General features: G+C 57.2%; 24 protein-coding genes and 1 tRNA gene. 11 read left to right on the forward strand and 14 right to left on the reverse strand.

What is annotated here, in order from left to right; translation table 11 throughout:
• Nucleotides 1-6: 6 nt before the first annotated feature.
• From DSM3645_RS00575 to DSM3645_RS27435, 5 genes are all read right to left on the reverse strand, one after another.
• Nucleotides 7-708: a GntR family transcriptional regulator gene (locus tag DSM3645_RS00575; RefSeq protein ID WP_131282064.1), complete on the reverse strand. Its 702-nt coding sequence runs from the start codon at nucleotides 706-708 to the stop codon at nucleotides 7-9.
• 342 nt (nucleotides 709-1,050) lie between these two features.
• Nucleotides 1,051-1,124 (reverse strand) — tRNA-Arg (locus DSM3645_RS00580).
• Nucleotides 1,125-1,247: 123 nt separating this feature from the next.
• Nucleotides 1,248-1,838, reverse strand: a complete 591-nt coding sequence (locus tag DSM3645_RS00585) for a disulfide bond formation protein B (RefSeq protein ID WP_002650015.1) — start codon at nucleotides 1,836-1,838, stop codon at nucleotides 1,248-1,250.
• Nucleotides 1,839-1,851: 13 nt separating this feature from the next.
• Nucleotides 1,852-2,007 carry a DUF5993 family protein gene (locus DSM3645_RS30345; protein WP_154657797.1) on the reverse strand — a complete coding sequence of 52 codons (156 nt, stop codon included), beginning with the start codon at nucleotides 2,005-2,007 and terminating at the stop codon, nucleotides 1,852-1,854.
• Between the two features lie 160 nt (nucleotides 2,008-2,167).
• A complete protein-coding gene (locus DSM3645_RS27435) occupies nucleotides 2,168-3,736 on the reverse strand; it encodes an AEC family transporter (protein ID WP_002650017.1) in 1,569 nt (522 codons plus the stop codon).
• A gap of 131 nt (nucleotides 3,737-3,867) precedes the next feature.
• Between DSM3645_RS27435 and DSM3645_RS27440 the strand changes: the two genes are divergently transcribed.
• From DSM3645_RS27440 to DSM3645_RS00620, 5 genes are all read left to right on the forward strand, one after another.
• On the forward strand, nucleotides 3,868-4,326 hold the full coding sequence (locus DSM3645_RS27440) for a CbiX/SirB N-terminal domain-containing protein (protein WP_002650018.1): 459 nt from the start codon (nucleotides 3,868-3,870) through the stop codon (nucleotides 4,324-4,326).
• A gap of 113 nt (nucleotides 4,327-4,439) precedes the next feature.
• Nucleotides 4,440-5,357: an NAD(P)-dependent oxidoreductase gene (locus DSM3645_RS00605; protein WP_002650019.1), complete on the forward strand. Its 918-nt coding sequence runs from the start codon at nucleotides 4,440-4,442 to the stop codon at nucleotides 5,355-5,357.
• A 304-nt stretch (nucleotides 5,358-5,661) separates the two neighbouring features.
• Nucleotides 5,662-7,392 carry a biosynthetic-type acetolactate synthase large subunit gene (ilvB, locus tag DSM3645_RS00610; protein WP_040351482.1) on the forward strand — a complete coding sequence of 577 codons (1,731 nt, stop codon included), beginning with the start codon at nucleotides 5,662-5,664 and terminating at the stop codon, nucleotides 7,390-7,392.
• 501 nt (nucleotides 7,393-7,893) lie between these two features.
• Entirely contained in the window at nucleotides 7,894-8,571 is a 678-nt protein-coding gene (locus tag DSM3645_RS00615; protein ID WP_002650022.1) for a response regulator transcription factor, read from the forward strand.
• A 231-nt stretch (nucleotides 8,572-8,802) separates the two neighbouring features.
• The gene (locus DSM3645_RS00620) at nucleotides 8,803-9,234 is read left to right on the forward strand and encodes a hypothetical protein (RefSeq protein WP_040351430.1); all 432 of its coding nucleotides are present in this window, start codon (nucleotides 8,803-8,805) and stop codon (nucleotides 9,232-9,234) included.
• A 23-nt stretch (nucleotides 9,235-9,257) separates the two neighbouring features.
• On the opposite strand, the gene DSM3645_RS00625 is transcribed toward DSM3645_RS00620, so the two are convergent.
• On the reverse strand, nucleotides 9,258-11,924 hold the full coding sequence (locus tag DSM3645_RS00625; protein WP_002650024.1) for a hypothetical protein: 2,667 nt from the start codon (nucleotides 11,922-11,924) through the stop codon (nucleotides 9,258-9,260).
• A gap of 170 nt (nucleotides 11,925-12,094) precedes the next feature.
• Here DSM3645_RS00625 and DSM3645_RS00630 point away from each other — a divergent pair, with 170 nt between their 5' ends.
• Nucleotides 12,095-12,886 (forward strand): sugar phosphate isomerase/epimerase family protein, encoded by a 792-nt coding sequence (locus DSM3645_RS00630; protein ID WP_002650025.1) that lies wholly within the window; start codon nucleotides 12,095-12,097, stop codon nucleotides 12,884-12,886.
• Between the two features lie 301 nt (nucleotides 12,887-13,187).
• On the opposite strand, the gene DSM3645_RS00635 is transcribed toward DSM3645_RS00630, so the two are convergent.
• Nucleotides 13,188-13,631 carry a Dps family protein gene (locus DSM3645_RS00635; RefSeq protein ID WP_002650027.1) on the reverse strand — a complete coding sequence of 148 codons (444 nt, stop codon included), beginning with the start codon at nucleotides 13,629-13,631 and terminating at the stop codon, nucleotides 13,188-13,190.
• An 801-nt stretch (nucleotides 13,632-14,432) separates the two neighbouring features.
• Between DSM3645_RS00635 and DSM3645_RS00640 the strand changes: the two genes are divergently transcribed.
• Nucleotides 14,433-15,347: a DUF1559 domain-containing protein gene (locus tag DSM3645_RS00640; protein ID WP_002650028.1), complete on the forward strand. Its 915-nt coding sequence runs from the start codon at nucleotides 14,433-14,435 to the stop codon at nucleotides 15,345-15,347.
• Nucleotides 15,348-15,485: 138 nt separating this feature from the next.
• A complete protein-coding gene (locus tag DSM3645_RS00645) occupies nucleotides 15,486-15,848 on the forward strand; it encodes a hypothetical protein (protein ID WP_002650029.1) in 363 nt (120 codons plus the stop codon).
• Between the two features lie 49 nt (nucleotides 15,849-15,897).
• Here DSM3645_RS00645 and DSM3645_RS00650 read toward each other — a convergent pair whose 3' ends face one another.
• Together DSM3645_RS00650 and DSM3645_RS00655 are read right to left on the reverse strand one after the other, a co-directional pair.
• Entirely contained in the window at nucleotides 15,898-16,260 is a 363-nt protein-coding gene (locus DSM3645_RS00650) for a cupin domain-containing protein (protein WP_002650030.1), read from the reverse strand.
• Nucleotides 16,260-17,945, reverse strand: a complete 1,686-nt coding sequence (locus DSM3645_RS00655) for a solute:sodium symporter family transporter (RefSeq protein ID WP_002650031.1) — start codon at nucleotides 17,943-17,945, stop codon at nucleotides 16,260-16,262. Before DSM3645_RS00655 ends, DSM3645_RS00650 begins: the two co-directional genes overlap by 1 nt.
• Before the next feature lie 300 nt (nucleotides 17,946-18,245).
• Here DSM3645_RS00655 and DSM3645_RS00660 point away from each other — a divergent pair, with 300 nt between their 5' ends.
• Nucleotides 18,246-18,497 carry a hypothetical protein gene (locus tag DSM3645_RS00660; protein WP_002650032.1) on the forward strand — a complete coding sequence of 84 codons (252 nt, stop codon included), beginning with the start codon at nucleotides 18,246-18,248 and terminating at the stop codon, nucleotides 18,495-18,497.
• Nucleotides 18,498-18,557: 60 nt separating this feature from the next.
• Here the strand turns inward: DSM3645_RS00660 and DSM3645_RS00665 are convergent, their stop codons facing one another.
• Both DSM3645_RS00665 and DSM3645_RS00670 read right to left on the reverse strand, forming a co-directional pair.
• Nucleotides 18,558-19,667 carry a peptidylprolyl isomerase gene (locus DSM3645_RS00665; RefSeq protein WP_002650033.1) on the reverse strand — a complete coding sequence of 370 codons (1,110 nt, stop codon included), beginning with the start codon at nucleotides 19,665-19,667 and terminating at the stop codon, nucleotides 18,558-18,560.
• A 54-nt stretch (nucleotides 19,668-19,721) separates the two neighbouring features.
• Nucleotides 19,722-21,029, reverse strand: coding sequence for a hypothetical protein (locus DSM3645_RS00670; protein WP_002650034.1), 1,308 nt, complete (start codon nucleotides 21,027-21,029; stop codon nucleotides 19,722-19,724).
• Between the two features lie 174 nt (nucleotides 21,030-21,203).
• On the opposite strand from DSM3645_RS00670, the gene DSM3645_RS00675 reads away from it, so the two are divergent.
• Together DSM3645_RS00675 and DSM3645_RS00680 are read left to right on the forward strand one after the other, a co-directional pair.
• The gene (locus DSM3645_RS00675) at nucleotides 21,204-22,301 is read left to right on the forward strand and encodes a DUF1570 domain-containing protein (protein WP_002650036.1); all 1,098 of its coding nucleotides are present in this window, start codon (nucleotides 21,204-21,206) and stop codon (nucleotides 22,299-22,301) included.
• 83 nt (nucleotides 22,302-22,384) lie between these two features.
• Nucleotides 22,385-23,350, forward strand: a complete 966-nt coding sequence (locus tag DSM3645_RS00680) for a C-terminal binding protein (RefSeq protein ID WP_002650037.1) — start codon at nucleotides 22,385-22,387, stop codon at nucleotides 23,348-23,350.
• A 160-nt stretch (nucleotides 23,351-23,510) separates the two neighbouring features.
• Here DSM3645_RS00680 and DSM3645_RS00685 read toward each other — a convergent pair whose 3' ends face one another.
• The 3 genes from DSM3645_RS00685 to accD form a co-directional block, all read right to left on the reverse strand.
• Nucleotides 23,511-24,242, reverse strand: coding sequence for a hypothetical protein (locus tag DSM3645_RS00685; RefSeq protein WP_002650038.1), 732 nt, complete (start codon nucleotides 24,240-24,242; stop codon nucleotides 23,511-23,513).
• 185 nt (nucleotides 24,243-24,427) lie between these two features.
• Nucleotides 24,428-25,165: a hypothetical protein gene (locus DSM3645_RS00690; RefSeq protein ID WP_131282067.1), complete on the reverse strand. Its 738-nt coding sequence runs from the start codon at nucleotides 25,163-25,165 to the stop codon at nucleotides 24,428-24,430.
• 64 nt (nucleotides 25,166-25,229) lie between these two features.
• Entirely contained in the window at nucleotides 25,230-26,090 is an 861-nt protein-coding gene (gene accD, locus DSM3645_RS00695; protein WP_002650040.1) for an acetyl-CoA carboxylase, carboxyltransferase subunit beta, read from the reverse strand.
• Nucleotides 26,091-26,112: the final 22 nt, after the last annotated feature.

Below are 26,112 nucleotides of genomic sequence, written 5' to 3' on the forward strand. Positions count from 1 at the left end.
GCGTCGTTAATACAGCAGTGCGAGGGATAGATTCATCGAATGCTCGCAATGCAGGCGCATCGCATCTGCAGCGACCTGCGGCTTGCGAGTTTTCAGTCCGTCAAACACTTCCTGATGTTTTTGCCCTGGAAATTCGTCGCATTGCGATTCCGTTTGATCCAACATGACCAAGCGATCTAGCAACGGCGCAAGCGACGTTTCTAGTTGCGGGACGCCCGAAAATTGAGCCACCGTCAAATGAAAACGGACATCGGCCTGACGGCATTCCTCTAACTTGTCTCCCGCTTCAAACAGCTGATCGACCTGCTGCGCCATATTGCCAAGAATGGTCAACTGTGATTGGTCGGCACGTTCGGCGCAACGCCGCGCTGATTCACATTCGATCGCGATTCGCAGGATGTATTCGCCTCGAATCTGTTTTAAATCTCGAGCGATCACGCGGGCGCCGGCTTGCCCTTCCAATTTGACAAGCCCTTCCGCCGCCAAGGCTTTAATCGCTTCAGAAACCGCGTTGATTCCACTTTCGTATTCATTGGCCAACGGGCGCAGGGTCAGGCGCGTTTCGGACTCTATGTCGCCTGAAAGGATCTTTGAGCGAAGGTCAAGAAAAATGCGTTGAGCTTTTGTCGCGGCATGCGCGGGACTCGAAATTGACATAGGAACACCATAGGGGCAGGGCGTCTTCGTACCAAAAATGGATAGGAGCATGAGGATGGGATCCGATGACGCAAACGATCCACCGTCCACGCATGCATCCCGCCTTGTTGCCACAGTGTACAAACACTGTTTTCGCAGTCAAGAAAAATCCCGCCTCTTGAACTCGTCATACGACACAAAAGAGAAAGCCGACCCGAAAATCCGCGAGGAAGCCCCCCCTGCAAGACAAGTCAGCACGGGCTATCGCCAAAGAAACCGCGCCCCGAATGGCGAAAGATGCATCCCCGACTGCACTTATGGGAAGGTTAGTTGGAGACAGGACGCGGCAAGCTCACGATCCATCAGCGAGCTAGTAGAGCGAAGAACGTTGTTTACTCGCTCTAAATAAGAAAGTGTCCCCGAGTGGGCTCGAACCACTAACCTTCGGCTTCGGAGGCCGACGCTCTATCCAATTGAGCTACGGAGACAGTGTGAGAGAGACGTGCGCCAGGCCGCGTTTGCAGTTTGGAAAGAGGCGAACGCGATTTGCCCAGCTTTTCTGTATTGTAGCTGGTTTGGCTCTCTGATCTATAGGACGAAATTCGGCTGGATCAGTTCGCGTTGAATATTCCGAGGTCGTAGAACAGTTCGTAGCGCGCTGGGTCGTCGGGCAGGATCCAGTGGAATCCTGCTTGGCAAAATACGCACAGCAGGTTGGCGACAATCACCGCTCCGAACAAGCCGATCACTCCCTTTGAAACCGAGCCGAATTTCACGGGCTGATCCGTCACCAGCGAACCGGCGAACATCAGATTAAGGCCGCTGTCGATCAACACTACGACAAACACTACCAGCGCCCAAGTGTACAAATGGAGCCCGAATACTGGGTCTCCATAGCCGGGGTCCGGCGGAACAATATGCAGCAGAATTTGGCGTGTCGAAATCGCGGCGCCGCATACGGCGGCTAAGATGCTCATGCCGTACCCGGCAGCAAATTCAGGGATCGACAATGCGCCTGAGCGGGCCTGCAAGATGACGTAAGCAGATCCCATCGCGCAGAGCATCATGGCCATGCGCTGCAGCATGCAGAGCGGACAAGGTATTTCTTGCTCGCCAAACTGAACGCTGAAAGCGCCCAGCAAAACGATGCAGACGACAACCACGTTGAAATGCGCAATCCAAAATCCGAGCTGCTTGTTCATGGTCGCTTTGCGGTCAGAAGTTGAGGTTCAGAGAACTGGATGCATGCACCAAAAACAGCAGGATCGTCGCGATCAGCGAAGCGAAGAACGGCAGATAGACTTGCCACCGCTGCTCCCCTCTCATCGCGCAGAGCGTGATCAGAATGAGCAATAGAATCAGAGTATCCAAAGAGAGTTCCTTCACCAGGTCAATGGAGCCCAAAACAGCGCCATCTTGCCGCTCGCGGAAGCGGCGGTGATCAGGGAGGCGCCTATCACACCGCACCGTCACAAGAGACAGGCCTTCCTTCCGAGGATCGACGCAAGCGGCGGATCGAGATGATTGCGAGTTACTCGATCGCGACAAAAATTTCGACCGTGTCGGGCGATTGCTCGTCGTAACGCTCAAAATCGGTCGTATAGGCTCGGCGGTGCGGACTATCAGGGAAGTACGCGGCGATCTGCCGCCAAGCGTCGATGACGGCTTCCGGTTGTTTGCCGTGAGCTTGGAACTTCAGATATTTGCCAGGCTCAATCGTCGCCGTCGCCAGCTGATCGCTCGTCACCTGATCGACGGCGCCGCCGACCAACAGCACATAGTCTCCCTGACTCTGCTGCTGATAGTCATGATAGACGGCGTAGCGCGGCGAAGGATTCGGCAGCGAGTCCGCGATCTTCTCGGCGAAGTAGCGCCGGTAGAGGCCGCCGATCTTGCCGGTCAGCGAATTCGACTCGCTCAAATTGTTGGTGCGCACTTTTAAGCCGGCGATCGTTTGGGCGTTGATCTCCACGACTTGTGGACCGAGCGCGGCCGCATCTTTGGCTGGCGCACCGGCCGGGAGAATGGTCGCCGCCGTTTCGGTGGGGGGAGCGATCGCTTTCGGTGGTTCGGCGTCGGCCGGCGACTTGTCGCTTTGCTCATTGACGTGAATCAACGATTCTTCCAAGCCCAGCACTCCGATCGCCGACGAGATCCATAGGGGGATCGTCACCAGGCCGATGATCGTGGTCGCAATCGTGACTCGCAAAGCGATCCGCGGTTCGCCCCCGTAAAGTCGCGTCAGCACGATCGGAAAGACCGCGGCCGGCATCGCCGCTTCGATCGCGGCGACTTGTTTCAATTCGCGTGAGATCGGCAGCAGCGCCGCGGCGGCAAGGTAGAAGAGCGGAAAGAGACCGCAGCGGAGCAGCACGGCTAATGTCGCTGTTCCCCAAAAGCTCTCACTTTCGCCGTTGCTATCGTCAGCGCCGGTGATCTGATCAAAGAAATTTGCGCCGATTAGCAACATCATCATCGGGATCGCGGCCGCGCTGAGCGTCAACATCACCTGCTGGACCATCTCGGGAATGTACGGCGCCAGTCCCAAAAAGTTAACCGACAGTGCGACCACGATGGTAATGCTAGGCGGGTTCAGCACATGCTTCCACCAGCCTTTTGACAATCCACCGGCGATCAAGCCGACGCAAACTGTCCAGATCGCTAGTTCGACGCCGACGTTATGGAGGAACAGCACGCCGAGCGCCTCTTCGCCAAACAGCTTTTCGACCAGCGGCAACGGGACGAAGCCATAGTTGAAGATGCCGACGCAGACGCCGAAAGAGCTAAAGGTCTTCGCGTCCAGCATTCCGGTCCAGCGACCAGTCGCTTTGGCGATCCAGGCCGCGATCAACGTTCCGCCGGCGACGCTGACAAAGCCGAACAGCGGCGGCATATAGATGTTGGTCGCGTCATCGAAGGCCGGATTGCCGACGACCGAGCGAAAGATCAGACATGGAACGAGAACGCGAATACAAAGCTTCAGCATCCCCTCGTCGGCTTCACGCGTCAGCCAGCCGAGATGTCGCGCGGAGCCCCCGATCGACATCACCAGAAAAACGGCGACGGTCAGGCCCAGGATGGTTGGTATTTGGTCGATCATGACTTTCGCCAGAATAGTTGGCTTTTCTTCCCTTCACAACGGCGCCTTGGCGGTTGCCAGCATGTGGAAGTCCGCCGAAGATAAACAACAGACGTACGCAACCTTTTCTCCATAAGACGAAGGAAATTCGCTTGCAGAGCGAAACGCCCAATCACGAAACAATCGGCATCGTCGTCGTGGATCATGGGAGCCGCCGCGCCGCAAGCAACGACTTGCTGCTGGAAGTGGTCCAGCTCTTCCGCCAAACGACAGGCCGCCCGATTGTTGAAGCGGCCCATATGGAATTGGCCGAACCTTCGATCGCCGCCGCTTTCGCTCGCTGCGTTGCGCAAGGCGCTGGACTGGTCATCGTGCATCCCTATTTTCTCTCGCCGGGCCGGCATTGGAGCGAAGACATCCCGCGACTAGCGGCCCAAGCCGCCGCCCAACATCCCGGCGTTCGTCATATGGTGACTGCTCCGCTGGGTCTGCATCAAAAAATGGCCGAGATCATGGCCGAGCGGATCGAAGTCTGCCTGGCTCGCTGTCGCGGTGAGGATGTCGCTTGCGGCGTCTGCGACGAACAGACGCGATGTCGACTGCTCGACTAACGCCCCCTTGGGACTAGTTTCGCTGCTGTACTTTCGGCCGCTGATGTTTTAAGTTGCGCAGGCCGCAAAACACGTTTTTCCCTTCCCCGTCGCCCCCACTGCGAGACAGAGACATGCCCCCGCTTTCGATTACTCCCGGCAAAACGAAGATTGGTTGGATCGGTACCGGCGTGATGGGCGCTAGCATGTGCGGGCATCTGATCGACGCTGGCTTCTCGGCGACCGTTTACAATCGCACCCCAGCGAAAGCGCAAGGCCTGTTGGATAAAGGCGCCGCGTGGGGCGAAACGCCGCAGGCAGTCGCCCAGCAGAGCGATGTCGTCTTCACGATCGTTGGTTTTCCGACCGACGTGCGCGCGGTCATCTTGGGGGACGATGGGGTTTTGGCGGGCTCCAAAGCAGGTAATGTGATCGTCGACATGACGACGAGCCAGCCTTCGTTGGCGATTGAGATCGCCAAAACTGCCGCCGACAAAGGGGTTACAAGCGTCGACGCGCCGGTCTCAGGCGGAGACATCGGCGCCAAAGAGGCCCGGCTGTCGATCATGATCGGCGGCGACGAAGCGGTCGTCGCCGCGCTGCAGCCCTGTTGGGAAGCGATGGGCAAGACCATCGTCCGCCAAGGAGGTCCCGGCGCTGGACAGCACACAAAAATGGTCAACCAAACCTTAATCGCGTCAGGAATGGTCGCGGTTTGTGAAGGCTTGCTGTACGGCTACAAAGCGGGGCTCGACCTCGAAACAGTCCTGCAATCGGTCAGCTCCGGAGCGGCCGGCAGTTGGTCGCTGACCAATTTGGCCCCGCGAATCATCGACAACAACTTTGATCCTGGATTTTTTGTCGAGCATTTCATCAAGGATATGGGGATCGCGCTGGCCGAAGCGCGGCGAATGGGTATCGCTTTACCGGGGCTCGCGCTGGCCGAACAGCTCTACCAGGGGGTAAAGTCCCAAGGGCATGGTCGCGACGGGACTCAGTCGTTATTTCTTGCCCTGAGCCAGCTCAGCGGCGTCGATTGGCGAAACCGATAAGCGACAATTGCCCCGACAGGAGCGGCGGAATTTAAATTTCCCGCAAAAACGGCCTACCCCTGCTGGCTGGTCGATCTTTGAATTCTCGCTCGCCGCCCGCCGATATTAGGCGGGAGAGCGCATTGGGACGGTGATTTCCCGCGTCGGAGAAGTTCGACAATTGGTTGAACCTAGCGGGCGACTCGCCTATCCTTATACGTTGCGAGAAATACCGCCGGGATCGCCAGGGGCGATCCCATTTTTTTCTGTTACTGCTACGGAGTTGAAAAAGGTGAACGCTACTACCGCTACCGACACGGGACTGATGCTTGGCGCTGACATCATGATCGAATCGTTGGTACGGCACGGCGTAGATGTCATCTTCGCCTACCCCGGCGGTTGCAGCATGCCGTTGCACCAGGCGCTGACGCGTTACAAAGACAAGATCCGCACGATCCTGCCGCGGCACGAGCAAGGGGGCGGTTTCGCCGCTCAAGGCGTCGCTCGCACCACCGGCAAAGTCGGCGTTTGCATGGCGACCAGCGGACCGGGCGCAACCAACCTGGTGACGGCGATCGCCGACGCCAAACTGGACAGCATCCCGATGGTCGCGATCACGGCTCAGGTGCCGCGCGCCGTCATCGGTTCGGACGCGTTTCAAGAAACGCCGATCGTCGAAGTTTGTCGCGGCATCACCAAGCATCATTACTTGGTGACCGACATCGCCGACCTGACCCGGATCATGAAAGAAGCGTTTCATATCGCTTCGACCGGTCGGCCTGGTCCGGTGTTGATCGACATTCCGAAAGATGTCCAGCTCGAGCAGATTGTGCCCGATTGGGACTGTGCGATGAATCTGCCGGGCTACAACTACGAAGCCCGTACGGCCAAACCAGAACAGATCAAGCAAATCGCGGCGGCGATCAAGCGGGCCAAACGCCCGATGATCTACTCCGGCGGCGGGATTATCACTTCCGGAGCTTCGGAAGAACTGCGTGAGTTGGTCGAAAAGACCGGCATTCCGATCACGACCACGGTGATGGGGCTCGGCAGCTTTCCAGGCGACGATCCGCTGAGCTTGGACATGCTGGGGATGCACGGAACGGTTTACGCCAACTATGCGGTGCAAAACTGCGACTTGCTGATTTCGCTGGGGGTTCGCTTTGACGATCGCGTGACCGGCAAATTGGCCGAATTCGCCAAGCACGCGAAGATTATCCACATCGATATTGATCCGTCCGAGATCAACAAAAACAAACTGGCTCACTTCCCGGTCGTCAGCGACCTGAAGCCGGCGCTGCGGATGCTGTGCGATATCGTCGAGAAGCCGGAAGACATTTCGGAATGGGTCGCGCAGTGCGCCAAGTGGAAGAAAGACGAGCCGCTGAAGTACGACACGTCGTTTGAAGGCATTTTGCAGCAGCACGCAATCGCCGAGTTGAACGACATCTGCAAAGAACGGGACACGATCATTTCGGTCGGCGTCGGTCAGCATCAAATGTGGGCCGCGCAGTTCTACAAGTTTAAGAAGCCCCGTACCTGGCTCAGCAGCAGCGGACTAGGAACCATGGGCTTTGGCCTGCCGGCCGCGATGGGCGCTCAGGTCGCATTTCCTGACGCGTTGTGCATCGACATCGAAGGGGACGGCAGCTTCACGATGAACATCCAAGAGCTGGCGACCTGCTTCTGCGAAAAACTGCCGGTCAAAGTGATGCTGCTCAACAATCAGCATCTCGGCATGGTGGTGCAGTGGGAAGATCGTTTCATGTCGGGCAATCGCGCTCACACCTATCTGGGTCCGGTCCATCATCCGGAAGCGACCGGCGACGGCAACGAACGTTACGCCGCCGAGCGTTACCCGGACTTTGTGATGATCGCCAAAGGCTTCGGCTGCGGCGGAGCGACGGTTAGTCGCAAGTCCGAACTGCGGGCCGCGATCGAAGAGATGATCAACTACGACGGGCCCTACGTGCTGGATGTCCAAGTCCCGTACCAAGAACAAGTGCTGCCGATGATTCCTTCCGGCATGACGGTCAACGACATCATCAAAGAGTAAGCGACCTGCGTCGCCGAAAAGTTCCCCCCGCAAAAAAAGCTGGTCAAATTGACCAGCTTTTCTTCATGCGCCGAAGCGAACCGAAGCAAAATAAATCATTTCTTTATTTCTGGCCGAACGATTTGACGCCCTCTGCGCTGTTTCGGCAAAAGGCACTCCGTTACTTTGCCAAAGTAGCGCAAGACGGGGGCGAATTGCGACGAATTTGAGGTTTTTTCCCAGTGCGTTCGTATGCTATAGTTGTCATGCATTCCAAAAATTCGTCTCATTAATCCTTCCACTTGTCGCACTTGATCACATCTCTAGAATCAGCGTTTCGTCGCTCAGGATTCAGGCACAGCAGGTAAGCCCGAGAATCGCATCGTGGACATTTTGTTCTTGATGCAGAGCACAAAGTGATGATGCTAGAGATGACAAAGCTATGGGCAGCACACTATCGGCATAGAAAGCAGCGCAGAAGAACTGCGCGGCGTGAGACATTTTGCCTGTAGCTGGAAGTCCATGACCAACGTCCCTTCGCTGTACCTCGTTGATGACGATGCTGCGGTGATTGATTCGCTCCAAAGATTGGTCGAATCGATCTCGTTACCACTCGTCTCGATTCTGAAATCCGATCAACTTCTCGACCTACTTTCACCGGGGTCCTGCGGTTGCCTGTTGCTCAAACTGAATCGCGATCATCTCGATCTATTGAAACGCGTCCAGGCGCTCCCTGTTTCGATCGAGACGGTCTTTCTTACCGATGCTTCCGAAGTAGCGATTATCGTGCAAGCGATGCAGCTTGGCGCTTCGGCCGTTTTGCAAAAACCGTGTCGTAGCGAAGAATTGCTCGCCGCGATTCGCAGCGCCGTCGGCGCGGCTTTCTCGCGAAAACAACAGCTTGAGCAAAACGCCGCCGGGCGAACGCGCTTAAAAAGCTTGACGAAAGAAGAATCGCACGTGATGCGGTTGATGCTCGCCGGTCGCACCAATCAAGAGATCGCGGATCAGATCCAACTTAGCCTGCGGACCGTCCAATTCCGCCGCTCTAGTATTTTTCGCAAGCTCAAGATCACGACCAAGTCGCGACTGTTTGATCTGGCGGTAACCACTGGACTGCTGGGCGAGCTCGTCGCAGATGTTCCTTTGATGACGCTCGAGTCCGGCATCGAATCCGCGGTAGCCCGGGAAAAAGATTAGCAATCGAGAAGCCGGGCGCTAGGCTCATGCTGCAAAGACGCAGCATGAGCGCCCTTCGCGGTTGGGCGAAATCGGCGATCTCCTCCTCAGCGGCCGCGACATCGCATCGACTCTCGGCATTGCTAGCACTAGCTCGTCGCAAACGCCGCTCTGCGCATTTTTCTTGTCAGTGTCAGCAAATCGCGCCATCATTCAAGCATGTCCTCGTTGCTTGAACCGAAGGCGACTCGCATGTCCGAAATGAATCCTTACGCGTCGCCGCAAGCGGTCGATTCTGGGCAACTGGTCCACGCCGAATGTCCGGCTGGATTTATCTGGAGCGGTTTCGTCGATCAGTTTCGATTTCAAGTGCCCCCTGCCGACAATCTGCAGCAACGCATTATTGACTTTTACCAAGCCGCCGGCTTTCGCCAGGTGGCCCACGACCCAACGCTCCGTTTTCGCCGCGGTCATCTTTGGGGCAGCTTGATCGGCGCCGAATCACGGGCTCGACAAACGTTGCGCGTTGATGTGAGCCATTGCAAAAGCGCATCGACTGTTGTGAATTTGCACTACGACATCGATTTCTATTTCGCCATTCGCTACAAGCCGCAATGGTCGCTGGCGCCATTTCGCGAAGCGGTGCGACTGGCGCGCACGCTGGACGCATTAAACTGGGAGTAGGCGCCAGATCGATTGCGGCGCCGCTAATATTCGGCAACGACGCGGTGGTTGAAGATCCGAACCCCGCCGATCTCTCGAATCTGCAGCAGCAGGTTCGCGCCGATCAAATCCGAGCCTTGTGGAATGCGGTAAGTGATCAACTTCCGTCCGCGCGACATGTTGGTCACCCGCAGCTGCATTCGCTTTCTGCCGGGCGCAAAGAGCATGCAGTCGAAGGTCGCGAACTCGTCATCTTGCTTCAACAGTTCGGCTTCGACAATCAAATCGCCGGTCGCTTTATCCAGCCGGCTCGAAGCTTCGACGCTAAGCATGCCGCTGCCGATCAGGATCCGCCGATAAATGCTGAACTTATACGTTTTGTCGGCTTCAATTTCACAATCCATCCGCACGCGCTGATAGCCGCTCGAAGCGTCGTTCCGCAGCAAGATGCTCAGCATGTTGACGTACTCGCCGCCGAGCGACAACTTGAACGGAGTCACGTCAGGCGTGATCTCCCAGACGTCGGGGCCAACAATGCGGATGACCCCGCTCAAGCCTTGCGGAAACTCGTTTTTCATCGACAACTTCAAACGCTGAGGAATGCCAAAATTGCTGCTCAAGACGTTGGGGTCAAACTGGCAACTCATCCGCATCTTGGCGACCGACTCGCTCATGCCGACAACAAATATCGGGATCGGTCCGACTTCGATCACTTGGCGGTGCTCCTCCTGAGCCGGCGTCACGCGGCGTCCCCAGAGGTCGACCACTTCGACGTTGTCCCCCAAATACAAGGTTTCGACGCCGGGACGGTCGTTCCAAATCACCATCGTTGTCGCCCCGTTGCGCGTGAATACATGGTTGTTGCTGTCATGGGGAAGCTCCAGTTCCCCCAAGTAGGTCGCGCCGGAGACCATTTGCGACGTCGTCCGCCAAGGGAGCAGCAATTCGCTAGGAGAGCCGTCCTCGTTCATCAAACCATATTCACGATCGAACGGCCGCGGAATGAAAACCGCTTCGGCATGATGTATCTTGGCGGCCAACATCTTTTCCAGCAAATCGCGGGCCCGCTCGTTGGTCGTATATTTCGAGCGCGCCAAGGGATAGATCGTGACAAATCGCTGCGCCGCGCCAGCCGAACGATCCAGGTACGAAGCGAGTTCATCCTTGGTCAACGGAATCACTTCGTTCACGTCGCCGTTTTGCGGAATGATCGAATACGCGAGAAAGTCCCAGGGAAGTTTGCGCGCTGCAGGAGTTTCGGCCATCCAGCGCCACGGCACGCCGAGTCGAATGTCCTGTCCCGACTTTTTCAGCTCGGCATGAATTTGCGACAGCTTCTCGATCAAGTTGCGATAGCCGACAAAACTGACGTCCTCGTCGGAGCCCAATTGCCAGTACCGCACCTTCAGCGACAAGCGGGTCATCACCGGCTCGAGGTAAGGGCGCCACAAGATCGGCTCGGCGAAGATGCTGGCGACCAGCAAGTTCTCGCTTTCGCCAAACAGATAGCGAATATCAGCCGGCGGCTTGTCGATCAGCGCAATCATTTCGATATGGTTCTTCTTCAAACGCTCTGCAAAGCGCGCGACTTCGTTGGCCCGCTCTTTTTCGTTCTCGCCGTACCAAACCGGAAACTTCACCCAGTTCACGCCGACCTTGGTCAACAAGTTGCCCATGTTGGTCATGTCGAGCGGCGTTTCCGCATCGCGCAGCGACCAGCCGAACTCACCCGAGGTGGGCGGAAGTTCGTCTGGCACCACCGCTACAGAAATCACACGGCGATGCATGAGCCCGGTGCTGCCGATCATGGTGGCGTGCACTTCATAAAAGCCGAACTGCGATATCGGCGGCTTCCATTGCATCTTGCCGGCGTAGCCGACATCCCAATTGACGGTCGTCTGCGCTTGCTTGCCGAACAACTCGGACGCCAGATTCGACTTGCGCGCCACGACTCTGCCGTTCAAGCGGCTTTCCATCTTGGCCAACGACTGGCGACCAACATCGACCAATTCAAAGACGATCCTCGGGTCTCGTTCGACGATGCCGGTGATTTCGCAGACGATCTCGATCTTGCTGGGATCGGAAAAGACATGATTGTTGTCAGGAGTCGCAAGCATCATCTTCGGCAGCCGCGCGAACCAGATATCGTCAAAGAAAGCGGCGCCGGTGAGGTCTTCATCGATCTTGCCGCTCGGCTCGACATGCAGTCCGATCACCACCATTGCGACATCCGACGAACTGGGCGCTACCGGTCCGACGCGCAACTTGATCCAACCGCCGGTCTCTCGAAATTGCTCTGAGTAGAAAGTCTCGATCGGCTCTTCTTGGGCGTTGAAAAAGGTGATCGAGAGAAACGCTTTGTCATACGTCAGCCCCTCGGTCCGCATCCGCGCTTCCAAGACATAACTGAAAATTTCCCGTGCTTCGATCGGCGGACTATAGATCGCAGCCGCCCCGCCATCGAGTGCGATTTTCAACGACCGCTCGCCGACGGCGGCGTCTTCTTCCGAGACTTTGATATCCAGGTAACGCGGATATCCGACGCCCCCGCGTCGCGTCCATTGATCGGGCCACTCGTCGTAGTTCAGATCAAAGTCTTGCGAGAAATCGCAATGGTAAAGCTCAATCGCCTCTGGATGACGCGATTCGATAGGCGCATCGGCCTGCGGCATCGCGGCAATCAGAATCGGCAATAACAGGAGCGAGGTCATATCGCAGGGGGCGCAAAGGGACGATAATCAACGACGCGAGCGTTTGCTGCGCGCAAAGGTACTTGAAAACCTTGCTTATTCCACAGATAAAGCCAGACGGACGCGTCATCGATTAGCCGCTGCTTGGACGCCCCCCCCACTCGACAACCCTGACAATCGCGATAACCGTTATGTTTCGTTTTGGAGTTCAACTTCGTTCACTTCGCCTTCCGGTCCGCAAAGCGTTGCAGGTCGCATCGGAACTAGGCGCTCGCGGCGTCGAAATCGATCTGCGCCACGAAATCGCGCCGCGCGAACTGTCGCAAACCGGCGTCCGGCAATTTCGCAAACTGCTGGATGACTTGAATCTCAAAGTTTGTGCCGCGACCTATCCGACGCGCCGCGGCTATTACGACTCCGAAGATCTGGATCGCCGCATTCTGGCGACCAAAGAGGCGATCGACTGCGCTTACAAGCTCGGCGCTCCGGTGCTGACCAATCATATTGGTCGCGTTCCGGCGGAAGAGACCGATCCCAACTTCACGCTGCTGCGCGACGTGATGTCCGAGATCGGCCGTTACGCGCATCAGCAAGGGGTCTTTATGACCGCCAAAACAGGTCCCGAATCGGCCCAAGATCTCAACCGCCTGCTCGACGTGTTACCAGACGGACTGCTGGGCGTCGAGTTTGATCCGGGCGCACTGATCGTCAACGGCTTCTCAGCGCGGGAGTCGTTAGAAGCGCTGATCAAACATGTACGGCATGTTCGCGCGAAAGATGGAGTCCGCGATCTGGCGATTGGTCGCGGTATTGAAGTCGAACTGGGACGAGGTTCCGCCGATTTTCCGATGTTGCTGGCGATCCTCGACGACGCCGGCTACAACGGTTTTCTCACGGTCGTGCGCGAAAATCCCCAGTCGCCACGCGCTGAAATCGAGCAATCGCTCGAGTATCTGCGCCAGCTGGTTCCGCACGCCGACTAACGGCGAGCGCCGATTGTGACGATGGCGCAGGCTGGCGCCATCCACATGGCGATTCGCGTCCTGCGTTGGCGGTCAGTTCGCCTGGTCGAATACGGAAAACCACATTCGTCAGCGGTGGACTTCGTTCGTGAGCATGCGAACAATTGAGGTGTCGAGTGAGGAGCGCTTTCGTCATTGTTTGCCCGCACGACGATGGACTTCGAAATTCGACGTGTCCCCCGCTTTAGGCGATCTCAGCCGGCAATTCCCCTAAGTTTGCCCCCGCTGGCTGGATCGCCTTTTGCGATTTCTTGCCGCGGCGTTACGCCTGCAGGTAAGAGTTAAGCATCCAGCGCTCTTTCTCTAGACTGACGATAAAGTCTTCGAGGATGATCACGCTGCCGGTGTCGCCGATTTCTTCGGCATGTGCATGCACCTTTTTGACGTGGTCGTTCAGCTTGCCCATGTCGGCGTGCAGATTGGCGACCATCGCTTCGGCCGACGGCTGCGAGCTGTCTTCGGTCATTGTCGTCAATTTGAGAAACTCGCTAAACGTGGCCGGCGGATTGGCGCCAAGTGCCCGAATGCGTTCGGCCAGCGCGTCGATCCCTTCCGCCGCGTCGTTGTACAACTCTTCAAACTTGGCGTGCAGCGGGAAAAAGTCTTTCCCAACGACGTTCCAGTGATAGCCGCGCAACTTTTGGTAAAAGACAGCGTAGTCGGCTAACAGCGTGCCGATTTCTTTCGCGGCGCCATGATCGCTCATTGGGAAATCTCCAGAGGTGACGTTCGTATCAGCAGGCGTGATTCCTCATGATACGGCTGCCGCAATCGGGGGCCAATTGGGGTGCGATTCGTGCTCAACAAACCCTACGCGGTGATGCTGTGAAAGCGAGCCCCATCGAACGAAGCGTTCTCAGCGGCCGCTTCCTGCTTCAAGAACAGGAAGAGTCGTATCGCTTAAATCGGCTGCGGAGCGCGGGTCCATTTATCTCCCCGCAGAACGCCTAGCGGGTGGGCGACGCAACACCTTCATGACTCGTACCGAGACTTTCGGGCACAAGTCGCCAAAGGCAATCCTGTCGCCAGTTGCGCGCCATGGCACGGAGAGAGGGGGGGGTGAATTGCCTCCCTAAACTGGGGATCAATGATCGCTATTACCACAGCCGACATGCCACAGGTCGCACGCGCCAAATTCGAACCAAAAGGGCGGCGCTATGACAGCCACCGTGGTCCTCCATCTTGCCCAATCGCTCATTTTCAACTGATTCAGGCCTGGATCGCGCAAAAAAACTCAGCGGGTCAATGTAAGACTACTCGCCTTAAGGGCGCAAATGGATTTATCAGCGGTTGAAATTCCACGAGTTACAGCAAAATTTCGGATTTTCCAATCGGATTCGCAACGAATCTCAGCGATGCCGATACAATAAGGGACTACTTAGCGCAAAGGACCGCCCGTTTTCTACTTATCATTGTGTCTTTTGCAAGAATTAATTTCTCTTTTCTAGGCTTTCTGGAGTTTTCTAATGCAAAAAAACGTACTGGGTTCACCCTGGTCGAGTTACTCGTGGTAATTGCCATCATCGGCGTTTTGATTGCCTTGCTGCTGCCGGCTGTTCAACAAGCCCGCGAAGCGGCCCGTCGCATGTCATGCACCAATCAACAAAAGCAGATTGGTCTGGCGATGCACAATTACCACGATACGTTCGGCTCTTTTGCGCCGGCGGCGGTCTGGCTAGGAACCGGGACCTCGCCTGAAACGGTGCGCAACGACGATTGGGGCGCGACCTGGGCTTTGATGATTTTGCCCTTCCTAGAGCAGAATAACTTGTATGACCAATATGATTTTGGAGTCGTTGCTCGCGATTCGACGAATAACCAGGTCACTCGGCAACGCCCGGACGCGTTTCTGTGTCCCAGTCATCCTGAAGTGACGACACGCGTGACTCACGATTTCGATGGTTTCGCCAAGACTAACTACGCAGCCAGCCTGGGCGGATGCCGCCAACTGCCGCTCGCCGATTTCAATAACAGCGCCCGCAAAGGCGCGTTCAGCGTTGTTGGCCAATATGGCGCCAAGTTTCGTGACATGACCGATGGCACGTCGAACTCGGTGATTCTCAGCGAGATCATGATCATTAGCCATACCGGCGATGATCGCGGCGCTTGGGGTTTCGGCACTGGCGCGACCTTCAATGGTCGCAGTTCGGCGACTTCGCCTGAGATTATCATGACGCCGAATACCAAGAATCGAATGGATGCGAGCAATTACTCTGGGAATACGACGACGCAAACGGTCTTCGGCTTTAACAGCAATCCCGATTCGACCAACGGTGGAGTCGCCGCTCGCAGCTTCCATCCCGGCGGCGTCATCATGTGCTTGGGAGACGCTAGTTGTCGCTTTGTCTCGGAAACGATCGACCAGACGACCTACGTCAATGCGCTGTCGATCGCCGATGGTAACGCCACCACGCTGCCGTAACGTCAGGCGAAAACCTGTCAATTCGTAACCCACGAACCCATCTGTCGCATCTCCGCCGGCAGATGGGTTTCCTGCTTCGCATCAGGCCGCTTCGCTTGCTATTGTTGGCTATTTCGCAGATTCCAGGTAAATCATCCTATGTTCATTCGCAGCTTTGCTCTTGTTGTCGCCTGTTTGCTGTTTTGCACCGGTTGTCCCAGCGGTCCAAGCAGACAAGGCGCAGGAACGACGGACCCCGAAATCGCCCAGACCGTCCATGATCAAGTCACCAACTTTGTGACAGCTGCGGAGAAGTCGCCGCGTTCCGCCAAAGGGGGTCTCGACTTGATGCTGGAGTCTCTAGAAGGCGCTTCGGAGCGTGGTGAAGGCTTCACCAAAGTCCGCGATGAAGCGAAGAAGCTTCAATCGCTGTACGAAGCGAAAGCGGACAGCGCCGCGTTGAAATCGCAAATGGAATCGCTGCAAGCAGCAGCAGATGCGCTGACGAACGAGGCGTCCTAGCGTCGGACCAACGCCCCTGGCCATCGAAGAGTAACGCTCAATCGGGGCGTTACTCCATCAGGATCGTGTCATGATCTTCGTAGGCTGGCGCACAGCAGCAGAGCAGTCGTAGCTCGACCGCGCCGATGTTGGTGATCTGATGCGTCGCGCCAGGGGGAATCGCGATCGCGTCGCCAACCGTTACGTTGCGGACTTCGCCGTCGATGTTCATCTCGGCGGTCCCTTGCGTGATGTAGTAGATCTCTTCGGTCAGCTTGTGATAGTGCGCGATCGTCTGACGACCAATCGGGATCCGCGCCTCCGCAAGACTCTGCTGGCGAATCGCCGAGTTGCGATGCGCTAGCAGCTCACGAATCTCGGAGCCATCTTTGGTCGTAAAGGCCGGAACTTCGTCCAGGTTATAGATATCCATTAGTTGCTCGCAGCAGTCCAAAGCACGCTGAAATCGGCGAAGTAGCCATAAATCGACAGCACCGTGATGATCAAGCCAATCCCCACGGGCCACGCAAGCGGCCAGCTGGTCATATCGACCGCGCCGCTATCTTTTTGCTCGTACGGCGTGGCCAGCGGATTGATCGCGCCGATGAATAACATCATCCCGATCAGCATTGCGAAGACTACCCCCAGAAAGTGAAATTCACGAAATGGCCCGGCCAACAGATTGGCCAGCGTCGGCACAAAGTATCCCAGCGCGATCACGACAAATCCGACTACCAGCGCAATATTCGCCGCGATCGCCGGCACTCGCTTGGTGCACAGTCCGATCAAGACGACCGAGAAAATCGGGATGAAATAGAGCCCGTTCATCTTTTGCAGATAGCCGAAGATGCTGTCTTGTCCCGCCAGCAGCGGCGCGACTGTCATCGATGTCACCGCGATAATCGTTCCGAACCATTTGCCGGAGCGGATCACTTCGTTCTCGGTCGCACCGGGACGGATCATGTGCTGATAAACCCCCAAGCTGAAGAGGGTCGCGGTGCTGTTGAGCGCCGAGTTAAACGAACTCAGAATCGCGCCCATGATCGCCGCGGCGAAAAATCCGGCCAGCGGAGTCGGCAACACGTGTTGCACCAGCTTGCCGTAGGCCAAGTCCTTGGATTCCATCGGCAGAGTTTCGTGAAACAGTTGATAAGCGATGATGCCCGGCAGGACCAGGATCAGCGGAGCCAGGATCTTCAAAAATCCGGCCATCAGCACCCCTTTTTGTCCTTCCTTCAAGCTCGAAGCGCCAAACGTTCGCTGAATGATCTGTTGATTGGTGCTCCAGTAAAACAGATTGAGCAGCAGCACGCCGGTAAAAAGCGTCGAGAACGGCACCGAACTATCGGGACCGCCGATCGAATTGAATTTTTCTGGGTTCGCCGTCTGTAAGGTTTCGATCGCCGTGAGGGGATTGTTTCCCAGCGCTTCGAAGCCAAATTTGCCGTTGATCGCGGCCAAGCCGAACCAAACAATCAGCGCCCCGCCGACCAGCAGACCAAACCCATTCAGCGTGTCCGAAACGGCGACGGTGCGCAGCCCGCCGAAGATCGCGTAGATCGATCCGATGATGCCGATCAACCAAACGACAACCCACAGCAGGAACCAATCGGTTTCCATACCTAGAACCGTGGGAACGTCTCCTAGTCCAAGCATGTTTTGCAGATCGAGAATCCCGATCATCCCGGTCGCGCCCGTGTACAAAATGATCGGCAACAAGATGCCGGCGTAGGCGACAATGAAGATGAATGACGTGATCGAACGCGTTCGTTCGTCGAATCGCGTCTCTAAAAATTCGGGAATCGTCGCAATTCCGCTTTTCAAATAGCGCGGCAAAAAGAGGAGGGCCATGACCACGAGCGACATGCCGGCGACCACTTCCCACGCCATCACGCAAATGCCATCTTTATAGGCCGCCCCGTTCAGACCGACCAATTGCTCGGTCGACAGATTCGTCAGCATCAGCGAACCGGCGATGTATCCCCCGGTCAGCGTGCGGCCCGCCAAAAAGTAACCGGCTGACGTCCCATGCTGATCGCCGCGGGTCAGCCACCACGTGATGACGCCGACCAGCGCAGTGAAGAAGACGAAAGAAACGATCGTGATCGACGTATCCATGGGGGCGGACGCTCTGTCGGAAAAGATGGGGGCGGGTGCAAACGCTTCAGCCTAATAAATCCACCGCTCACGACAAGGAGTTTTTCCTTGGCGTTATTGAGAATTTTTGCTCGACTTCGCCTGAGACAAAGGAATTCGCCAATCGGGCGACTTGGTTTTTTTGCGGGCTTTTGGCTACTTGCGAGGGGACGCATTTGTCCAGGGACGGCTGGTCAGAGTACAATGCGGACTCGATCGCAACTCGGAATAGCCGCCGCTGCGACCTCTTGTTTCGCTCCTCGTACGCCGCATTGACCGCCGATGATCTCGCGAATTCGCCTGGCTTGGACCTATCTGACCGTTTTGTTCGTCCTTTCGCCGGCGGTCGTTTTGCTCGCCCAAGATGGGGAAGAGGAGGCCGCGCCTGGCGGCGGTTGGGTGCTGAACTACATCCTCGTCTCTTTGTTCGTCAGCCTAGGCGTAATGGCCGTTTGCTATGCGTCGAATCGCCACAACGAAGAACTGCGGCGCAAAGAGCTGCGCGAGCTGCAAGAAAAGAACAAAGCGGGCTAAGCTCGCCCGCTTTGGTTTGGTTTTGCGTCTTCGATTTGGCTTTGCTTCCGCACCGACCGCTTAAATGCCGCCGCCATGGCTCATGGTGGGTGACGGCCCCATATGTCGCGGCTCGGGATAGGGCGACATGTAGTCCCGATATTCTTCGGGATACTCGTACGAGTTTCGGTACTTCACATCCGCCTGCGAACGTCCTCGATCGGCTGTGTAAGAGAACAAGTAGCGTTCGGCCGCTTCGCGGACTTCGTGCTTGACCTCTTCCCACGGGATCTCTCCCAACTGTTCTTCCGTCACGCAGATCAGGTGGATGCCGAAGGAAGTTTGAATCGGGCCGGCCACTTCGCCCAACGGCGCGTCGAACGCAGCGTTATGAATCTCTTCGGGAAGTTGGTTGTGACGACCGATCCAACCGACTAGTCCCCCTTGCTCACTGGAAGGAGCATTGGAATAGCTTCGCGCCGCTTTCTCAAACGCAAACTCACCCCGTTTGATCTGGACGCGCAGACGAGCGGCGATGTCACGCTGACGTTCCACCACTTGGCTCGGTTCCGTCTCGTTGGTTGTTAGCAAGATCTGCGAGAGTTTTCGTTGGGTGCCGTCAAAGTCACGACGATGCAGTTCAAAATAGCGACGCAGGTTATCGTCTGTCAGACTCGCGTCGGCGTAACGCGGCCACGCGATATTCCAGGCGATCCGCCGCCGCAACATGCGCATGTCGGTATGATTCTCGGTCAAATAGGCGTCGAGCGACTTGCCGCGAGCTTCTAGCTCTTTCTTCACACGGCTGATCTCGCGATTGACCTCCGAACTCGAAGGGCGGAAGTCGGTCGATTCGATGTACTGCAGCGCCAACTCACGATCGATCAGGCGGTTGAGAACCGAGGACTTCAACCCAAACGGCAAATCCAGATCCCCTTTGCTGGCGGCGCCAAACGCTTTGGCGGCCGCTCGTTCGACGTCAACGTCATAGATCGGAGCGTTGTTGACGAACGCTTCGATCTCAACTCCGGGAGGACGATCCATCGAATCGAATCGCGGGTCCATGTACCCGGTCTCTTCGTCGATCCCTCCTTCGGAGTGCCCGGATCGTCCGAGCGTATCGGCGAAGATCAACAGACCGAATACGACTGCCAGTTGCACGATGTGACTCGGCCAGATTTGGAATGTCATATGTTCAATCGCTAAAAGGAAGCGAGGATGAGGGATGTCGGTTTACGCAGCGTGCTAGGGAAGCGGAATGTCGTCTAGCTGGAAATCGACCGGCAATGACACGATCGAACCAGGCGTTTTGTAAACCAGCGAAAAATCGCCCGGTTCACGTTCTTCAAGGATAAATTTGTAAGCGATGCCGATCGCGTCGGAGTCTTCTTGAAATCGCTCGATCCCGGCATGATCCAGGCGCTCGCCGTCGGCGGCCTCTAGATAAACTTCGTTGGAATCGACCCAGCCCAAATGAGACTGCAGAGCCTCGGAACCGCCGGGGAAACGGACGACGATGCGTGCGTCATACAGGTCGCGGTTTTTCCGGAACTGCTCTAAGGCGACTTGGACGCCCCCTTTTTCCTGTCGCAGTCCCCGAGCATTGGCCAAGCGATCAAACCGAAACGTTTCGACGCGTCCAGGAACCAGCGCGACGAACTTGCCTTGCAACTTTTCAATCGACTGCGATCCGCGCGGCGCCAATTTGAGCGGAATGACAAAGTCGACCGAGGTCTGACCGCTGTCGACGGCGACATCGTACGAAACGGGACCATCGGCGAGTTTCAGGTCGCTCATTTGATCGTCAGCCGCGGTCAGTGCGTCAAAGGGAAACTTGATCAAGATCGGCGAAACGTGCGGCTCCCAGGTCACCTGCAAATTGATCCGCATCCCATCCGAGATCGGCGGAATCAGATTGCGGTGCATCTCGATCCGAGTCGGCTCGACACGGAAGACCCCGGTATAGCTGGCCAGGTTCAGCGGCAAGCCGGGAGCGTCACGATTGACGAAAGCCAACGAATTTTTCTCGCCGGCATAGGCATAGGCGGCGAGATCGGCGTCAGCGAAGACACGATCAATCGCTTGCCAAAAGAGAAGGTTCTCGCACTGGATCGAGATCTTTGGATCGATTGTTTGTTGGCCAAAATTGGGACGAAAGTCGACGATGCGATTGCCCGACTGCTGTTCGATCGCGGCCAAGACTTCGCTCAGCGGCGTCTCCTTAAAATCAAGCGTCACCAACTTTGGCTGCGTAATGCTGTCGGCTTGCTGCTTTTGCAGGACGGACGCAATCCGTTCGAGTCGCGCTTTCACTTCGGCCGGGGTGCGCTCGGTAATCTCGGGCAAATGGTCAAGAACTGCCGGCCCCAACTCGGTCAGCGCCGCTTCGGCGTCGTCGCGTTCGGCCAAACTACCGGCATCCAATTGGCGGATGAGATAGGCGACCTGCTTCGCAAGGTTCGCATGCGATTGATCTGCCGACGAAGCGTCCTGAGCGTGCGCAAAGGGTGCGCAGCTAACCAAAATTGCGAGCGCTAACAGAATACTGCGCACTAAGTTAAGTCCGGAAATGGAGGGGGAAGAGAAGGCGACGCAGAGGAGAGGACTGCCTCGCATTGTAGCGGGGGGCGAGTCGATTCTCCAGCAGTTTCCCAAGACTCCGTTCGAGGGGGTAATTTGCATTCTACAGTTGTAAAGTGATTCTTCGAGACCAACGAGACAGAATTCATGAAAAAACTTCTCCCCCATAAGTGGCTGTTGATGCTTTTGGCGCCAATTGCTAGCGGTGCAGCGGCAAATTCTGCCCAAGCCCAGGCATGGACCCTCCGGCTCGATCTGGACGGCCAGGAGGTGGTGGGGACCTCTGTATTCAACTCGCCCGAGAAGGTCCTGGTGCTGGGCGTGGATGGCCAAATCTGGGAATTCGCCCCTAGTGAGGCCAAAAACTTCGCCAAAGTCGCTGACGGCTTCACTCCTTGGAGCCAATCTCAGGTCCGCGGCGAGCTGCTCCGCGAGTTCGGCAATCAATTTGAAGTCACCGGTACTGGCCACTATCTGGTGGTGCATCCCCCCGGCCAGCGAGACCAGTGGGCCAACCGCTTTGAACAGCTTCACCGCTCGTTCCAGGGATATTTCACCAGCCGCGGCTTTCGCGTCGCTCCGGCCCAGTTTCCTTTGGTCGCGGTCGTCTTTCCAACTTTCGCCGAATACGCCAAACATTCGGCCAAGTTGGGCGTACGCGTTTCGCCCGGGATGGTTGGCTATTATTCTTCGCGCACCAATCGCGTGTTGATGTACGACGTTTCGGCTGGCCGCACCGATGATAACTTCTGGGAAGAAAACGCGGCGACCATGGTTCATGAGGCGACGCACCAAACGGCGTTCAACGCCGGCATCCATAGCCGCACCGCCGAGCAGCCCAAGTGGATCGTCGAAGGGCTGGCCACCATGTTTGAAGCGCCCGGCGTTTGGAACGCGTCGGCATATCGCCGCGCCAGCGACCGGATCAATCGCGGGCGACTCGACTGGTTTCAAGATTACGCCGCAAAATCACGTTCCCCAGGATCCCTAAAAGGGTTGATCCAATCTGACCGCGTCTTCGCCCAGCGTCCTGACATCGCCTACAGCGAGTCTTGGGCGCTCTGCTTTTATCTGGTCGAGACCGACCCGCGCCGCTTCGCCCAATATCTGACGACCATCGCCGCGCGACCCGCCGCGTCCGCCTATCCGGCCGCGCAGCGAATCGCCGATTTTGAAGCGGTCTTCGGCAGCGATTGGAACATGCTGGAAGCACGCTTCTTGCGTTACATTCAAGCGCTGAAGTAAGCGTCGCCCGCGTAGGATCGGCCGCGAGGATTCGTTAGAATGGAGGGCGCAATCTCCGCCGCCTCCTTTGTGACGACCAACCGATGCCAAAATTCAAAGCGCTGCTGACTGACTTCGCCTGGCAAGATCTTGAGATCGAGCACAAGACGCTCGACAAAGCCGGCGTCGAGCTAATCGTCGCGACGCATACCGATGAAAACGCGCTGGCGACGCTCGCCGCCGAACATCAGGTCGACGCGATCTTGACCAACTGGGCCAACGTCACCGCCAAAGTGATCGCCGCTTCCCCCAATTTGAAGATCGTCGCCCGCTTGGGGATCGGGCTCGACAACATCGACGTCGCCTACTGCACGCAGCAGAAGATCCCGGTCACCAACATACCGGACTACTGCGTGATTGAAGTCGCCGAACATACGCTCGCCCTGTTGTTGGCGTGTGCCCGGAAGATTGCGATGTACCACCACGAAACGCAAAGCGGCACGTACGATCTGCAAGCCGGACCACTGATGCGGCGCGTCAGCGGACAAACGCTCGGCATCGTCGGGCTGGGGCAAATCGGCGTGCTGTTAGCCGAGCGAGCGCTAGCGCTCGGTCTGAAAGTGATCGCGACCAGTCGCAGCGGCAAAACGATGCCCGGCGTCGAGACGGTCGATCTCGAGCGCATTCTGAGCGAGTCGGATTATATCTCACTGCTGATCCCGGCGACCGCCGAAACGCGGCACATGTTTGGCGCCGAGGAATTTCAGAAGATGAAGTCGACCGCCTATCTGATCAACACCGCTCGCGGGGCGCTGGTCGACGAAGAGGCGCTCGCCGCCGCCCTGGAAGCGAACCAACTGGCCGGCGCTGCGCTCGACGTGCAAGATCCGGAACCGTGCGACCTGACCAAGCCGCCGATGAACGACCCCCGCGTGATCGTCACGCCGCACGCCGCGTTCGTCTCGGTCGAGTCGCTAGAAAACCTCCGCGGCCGCGCGACCAAGCAGGTAGTCGATCTGCTGGAAGGCCGCACGCCGGAGAACGTACGGAACCCGGAAGTGTTCGGGTAAAACGCGGCGATGTATTTCTTCGTAGCCCTGCTGCGCTACTCTTGAGGTTGCGCCCTTCCGAGAAAACGAACACCAGTCAGAGTCGCTAGCCGATGGAGAGCGGTTGGTCACTTCAGTCCGTTCCTTTTCGGTCGCGGCGCGACGTGGGATCTGCAGCATGCTATTCCGCTTTTCTGGCGCCATCATAAGCGGCAGTTAGCGATTGTTCGAGCGTTTCGAGCGTGCCGGAGAGAATTTCGCAATCGCGCAGCGCGGTGCAATGTTTTTCGGCGTATTTCACATTCTCAATTCTGGGAGTGCGGTACTCGCCTTCCACGCGGATGCTGATCACATCGCCCGATAACGGATATCGCGTCACCACGAATACCGAACTCGGAAACGAATTCGGCGCCGGCAATCCGTTGAATACTTCTGCGGCGCCGCCTTGCAGCGACCAATCTAGATCAACGCCGTACGTGTTGCCCCCAAACAGCCAAAGTCCTTGAAGCAGCAGTAGTTGACCTTCGTCGATCGCAAACAACAGCGCCGGCTCGTCGAATCCGGTCATGCCGATCTCGACGACGTCGGCTTCCATCACCTGGATCTCTTCGACCTGACCATGCTGAAGATCGCCCAGAAAGCTTGCGATGCGGGCAGATCGTTCGGCAAAATAAGCCCGCGACGCAAGCGTCGCCAGCAAGCAGGCCTGAATCCATCCGGCCCCCAAACCGATTAGCGCCCAACCTGGCCCAATTCGCTGACCAATCCCGTACCACAGCGCCGACAGAAAACCACCGCCGAGCAAGGTCAGGATCGCCATGACGACGAGAAATAGAGAGCGGCGAACCTGCGACTTCCGTTGCAATTTTTCTCGCTCCGACTCGTTCAGCGGGCGAGTGGTGATTTCAAACATCGCGCTCGTTGTTCTCTACCAAATGCCAGGGCAAAAACTTCCGCACATCCTCTCAGCGACCATCCTGTACTTCGCTAACACAACGTCGATATTGGCGCGTCGGCAGCGAAAGCGGAAGCCCAGCGGCAAGATCATCGTCGACAAACCGGACGCTCGACACGGAACGATCGATCAACGACTAATCGCTATTTCCTTGGCTTCCTCTCGCGGGACAAGATCGCCGCCAAGTCTTCGAGCGAGCCAGCCAAGATTTCGGAGTGCCGAAACAGATCGTCGTTGTACGCCGCGGCGATCTCCGCACTGGGATCAAGATACTCGCCGCTGACGCGGATCGCCAAGACATAACCAGAGTGCGGCAGTCGCGTGACGGTGAACTGCGTGTTGGGAAAGCCGCTCGCGCCGGAGAGCCCGTTGAAGCGATCGGGATCGACTTCGCCGCTTTCCGCTTCCGCTTGATAGGTGTTGGCGTAGTAGAGCCATTCGCCGGAGAGGAGCAACAACTTCTCGTCGCCGATCGCAAACGCCAGCGCCGGGTGATCGCTTTTGTTGGTCACCTCGCAAACGCGCGACGGCGTAACGGCAATCTCTTGGACCACATTGTCGGTCAGGTCTTGCTGAGCGCGCTGACTGCGGCGGCGATCTCGTTTCCAATAAGACTGGATGATCGCCAGATAAACGATCAGCGGAACTGCGACCGCCAGCAGACGCAGCGCCTCAAGCTGCACGATCGAAAGAGAGTTGGCGGCGAGCCCGACCAGTTGCAGCAGAATCACCACCGGAACGACCAACAGCAGCACAGTCAGAAAGCCAAACGCGGCGAAGTTGGTTTGAGCATGAACCTGTACGATCGAGCGCTCATGCTCGGTCAACGGTCGCGTGGCGATCTGGTGCATGAGAAAACCGTAGGGTGCGTCTGGAGGCACCGAGATCGAATCGTTTTCCAATTCCGTGCGTCTAGACGCACCCTACGAAATCAAATGCAGCGAGCTACTTGCCGCAGTAGTCAATCGCGCGGGCGATTTCGCTCTTTAGCCGCGACCGCGGGACGATGCGATCGACAAAACCATGTTCCAGCAAAAACTCGCTGGTCTGGAAACCGTCGGGCAGTTCGATCCGGATCGTCGCTTTGATGGTGCGCGGGCCGGCGAAGCCGATCAGCGCTTTGGGTTCGGCGAAGATCAAATCGCCCAGCGACGCAAAGCTCGCGGCGACGCCGCCCATGGTCGGATTGGTCAGGACAGAGATGAACAAGCCGCCCATTTCGTGATAGCGGGCCAACGCGGCGGTCACTTTGGCCATCTGCATCAGGGAAAGAATCCCTTCGTGCATGCGGGCCCCACCGCCGGAGCCGCTGATCACGATCAGCGGCAGGTTTTGGTCGGCGGCCCGTTCGATCAAGCGCGCCAAGCGTTCGCCGACGACCGAGCCCATGCTCCCCATGATGAATGCTGAGTCAGTCACGCCGATGGCGACGCGACGAGCGCGAATCATGCCGCAGCCGGTCAGCGCGGCGTCACGAAGTCCGGTCCGCTTTTGCTCGGCGACCAGACGTTCGGCGTACGCTTTTTTATCGGCGAATTGCAGCGGGTCGGTCGGCATTAGCTCGCCGTCCCACTCTTCGAAGGTGCCGCTGTCGAGAACTTGCTCGATGCGATCGGTGGCCGAGACGTACCAGTGATGTTCGCATTCGGGACATACCGAGAGCAGTTCTTCCGCTTGTTTGCGGAAGATCACCGCCTGGCAACCGGGACAGCGTTGCCACAGTCCTTCCGGCACTCCGCGTTTGGCCCGTTTGACCCCTTCAGCGGCGGCCGCTGCGGCAGCGAACTCAGGCGTAGTCGACGACATGCGATTTCCTTCTGGCTTTGAG

It is taken from the genome of Blastopirellula marina DSM 3645 (assembly GCF_000153105.1).
Lineage (GTDB): Bacteria > Planctomycetota > Planctomycetia > Pirellulales > Pirellulaceae > Blastopirellula > Blastopirellula marina.

Coding starts and splice junctions, on each gene's coding strand:
- DSM3645_RS00585 (WP_002650015.1), bottom strand. CDS start 1,838: ATGAACAAGCAGCTCGGATTTTGGATTGCGCATTTCAACGTGGTTGTC.
- DSM3645_RS00675 (WP_002650036.1), top strand. CDS start 21,204: ATGAAAAAACTTCTCCCCCATAAGTGGCTGTTGATGCTTTTGGCGCCA.
- DSM3645_RS27435 (WP_002650017.1), bottom strand. CDS start 3,736: ATGATCGACCAAATACCAACCATCCTGGGCCTGACCGTCGCCGTTTTT.
- DSM3645_RS00685 (WP_002650038.1), bottom strand. CDS start 24,242: ATGTTTGAAATCACCACTCGCCCGCTGAACGAGTCGGAGCGAGAAAAA.
- DSM3645_RS00650 (WP_002650030.1), bottom strand. CDS start 16,260: ATGGATATCTATAACCTGGACGAAGTTCCGGCCTTTACGACCAAAGAT.
- DSM3645_RS00615 (WP_002650022.1), top strand. CDS start 7,894: ATGACCAACGTCCCTTCGCTGTACCTCGTTGATGACGATGCTGCGGTG.
- accD (WP_002650040.1), bottom strand. CDS start 26,090: ATGTCGTCGACTACGCCTGAGTTCGCTGCCGCAGCGGCCGCCGCTGAA.
- DSM3645_RS00605 (WP_002650019.1), top strand. CDS start 4,440: ATGCCCCCGCTTTCGATTACTCCCGGCAAAACGAAGATTGGTTGGATC.
- DSM3645_RS00625 (WP_002650024.1), bottom strand. CDS start 11,924: ATGACCTCGCTCCTGTTATTGCCGATTCTGATTGCCGCGATGCCGCAG.
- DSM3645_RS00635 (WP_002650027.1), bottom strand. CDS start 13,631: ATGAGCGATCATGGCGCCGCGAAAGAAATCGGCACGCTGTTAGCCGAC.
- DSM3645_RS00660 (WP_002650032.1), top strand. CDS start 18,246: ATGATCTCGCGAATTCGCCTGGCTTGGACCTATCTGACCGTTTTGTTC.
- ilvB (WP_040351482.1), top strand. CDS start 5,662: ATGCTTGGCGCTGACATCATGATCGAATCGTTGGTACGGCACGGCGTA.
- DSM3645_RS00645 (WP_002650029.1), top strand. CDS start 15,486: ATGTTCATTCGCAGCTTTGCTCTTGTTGTCGCCTGTTTGCTGTTTTGC.
- DSM3645_RS00575 (WP_131282064.1), bottom strand. CDS start 708: ATGCTCCTATCCATTTTTGGTACGAAGACGCCCTGCCCCTATGGTGTT.
- DSM3645_RS00620 (WP_040351430.1), top strand. CDS start 8,803: ATGTCCGAAATGAATCCTTACGCGTCGCCGCAAGCGGTCGATTCTGGG.
- DSM3645_RS00655 (WP_002650031.1), bottom strand. CDS start 17,945: ATGGATACGTCGATCACGATCGTTTCTTTCGTCTTCTTCACTGCGCTG.
- DSM3645_RS00680 (WP_002650037.1), top strand. CDS start 22,385: ATGCCAAAATTCAAAGCGCTGCTGACTGACTTCGCCTGGCAAGATCTT.
- DSM3645_RS00665 (WP_002650033.1), bottom strand. CDS start 19,667: ATGACATTCCAAATCTGGCCGAGTCACATCGTGCAACTGGCAGTCGTA.
- DSM3645_RS00630 (WP_002650025.1), top strand. CDS start 12,095: ATGTTTCGTTTTGGAGTTCAACTTCGTTCACTTCGCCTTCCGGTCCGC.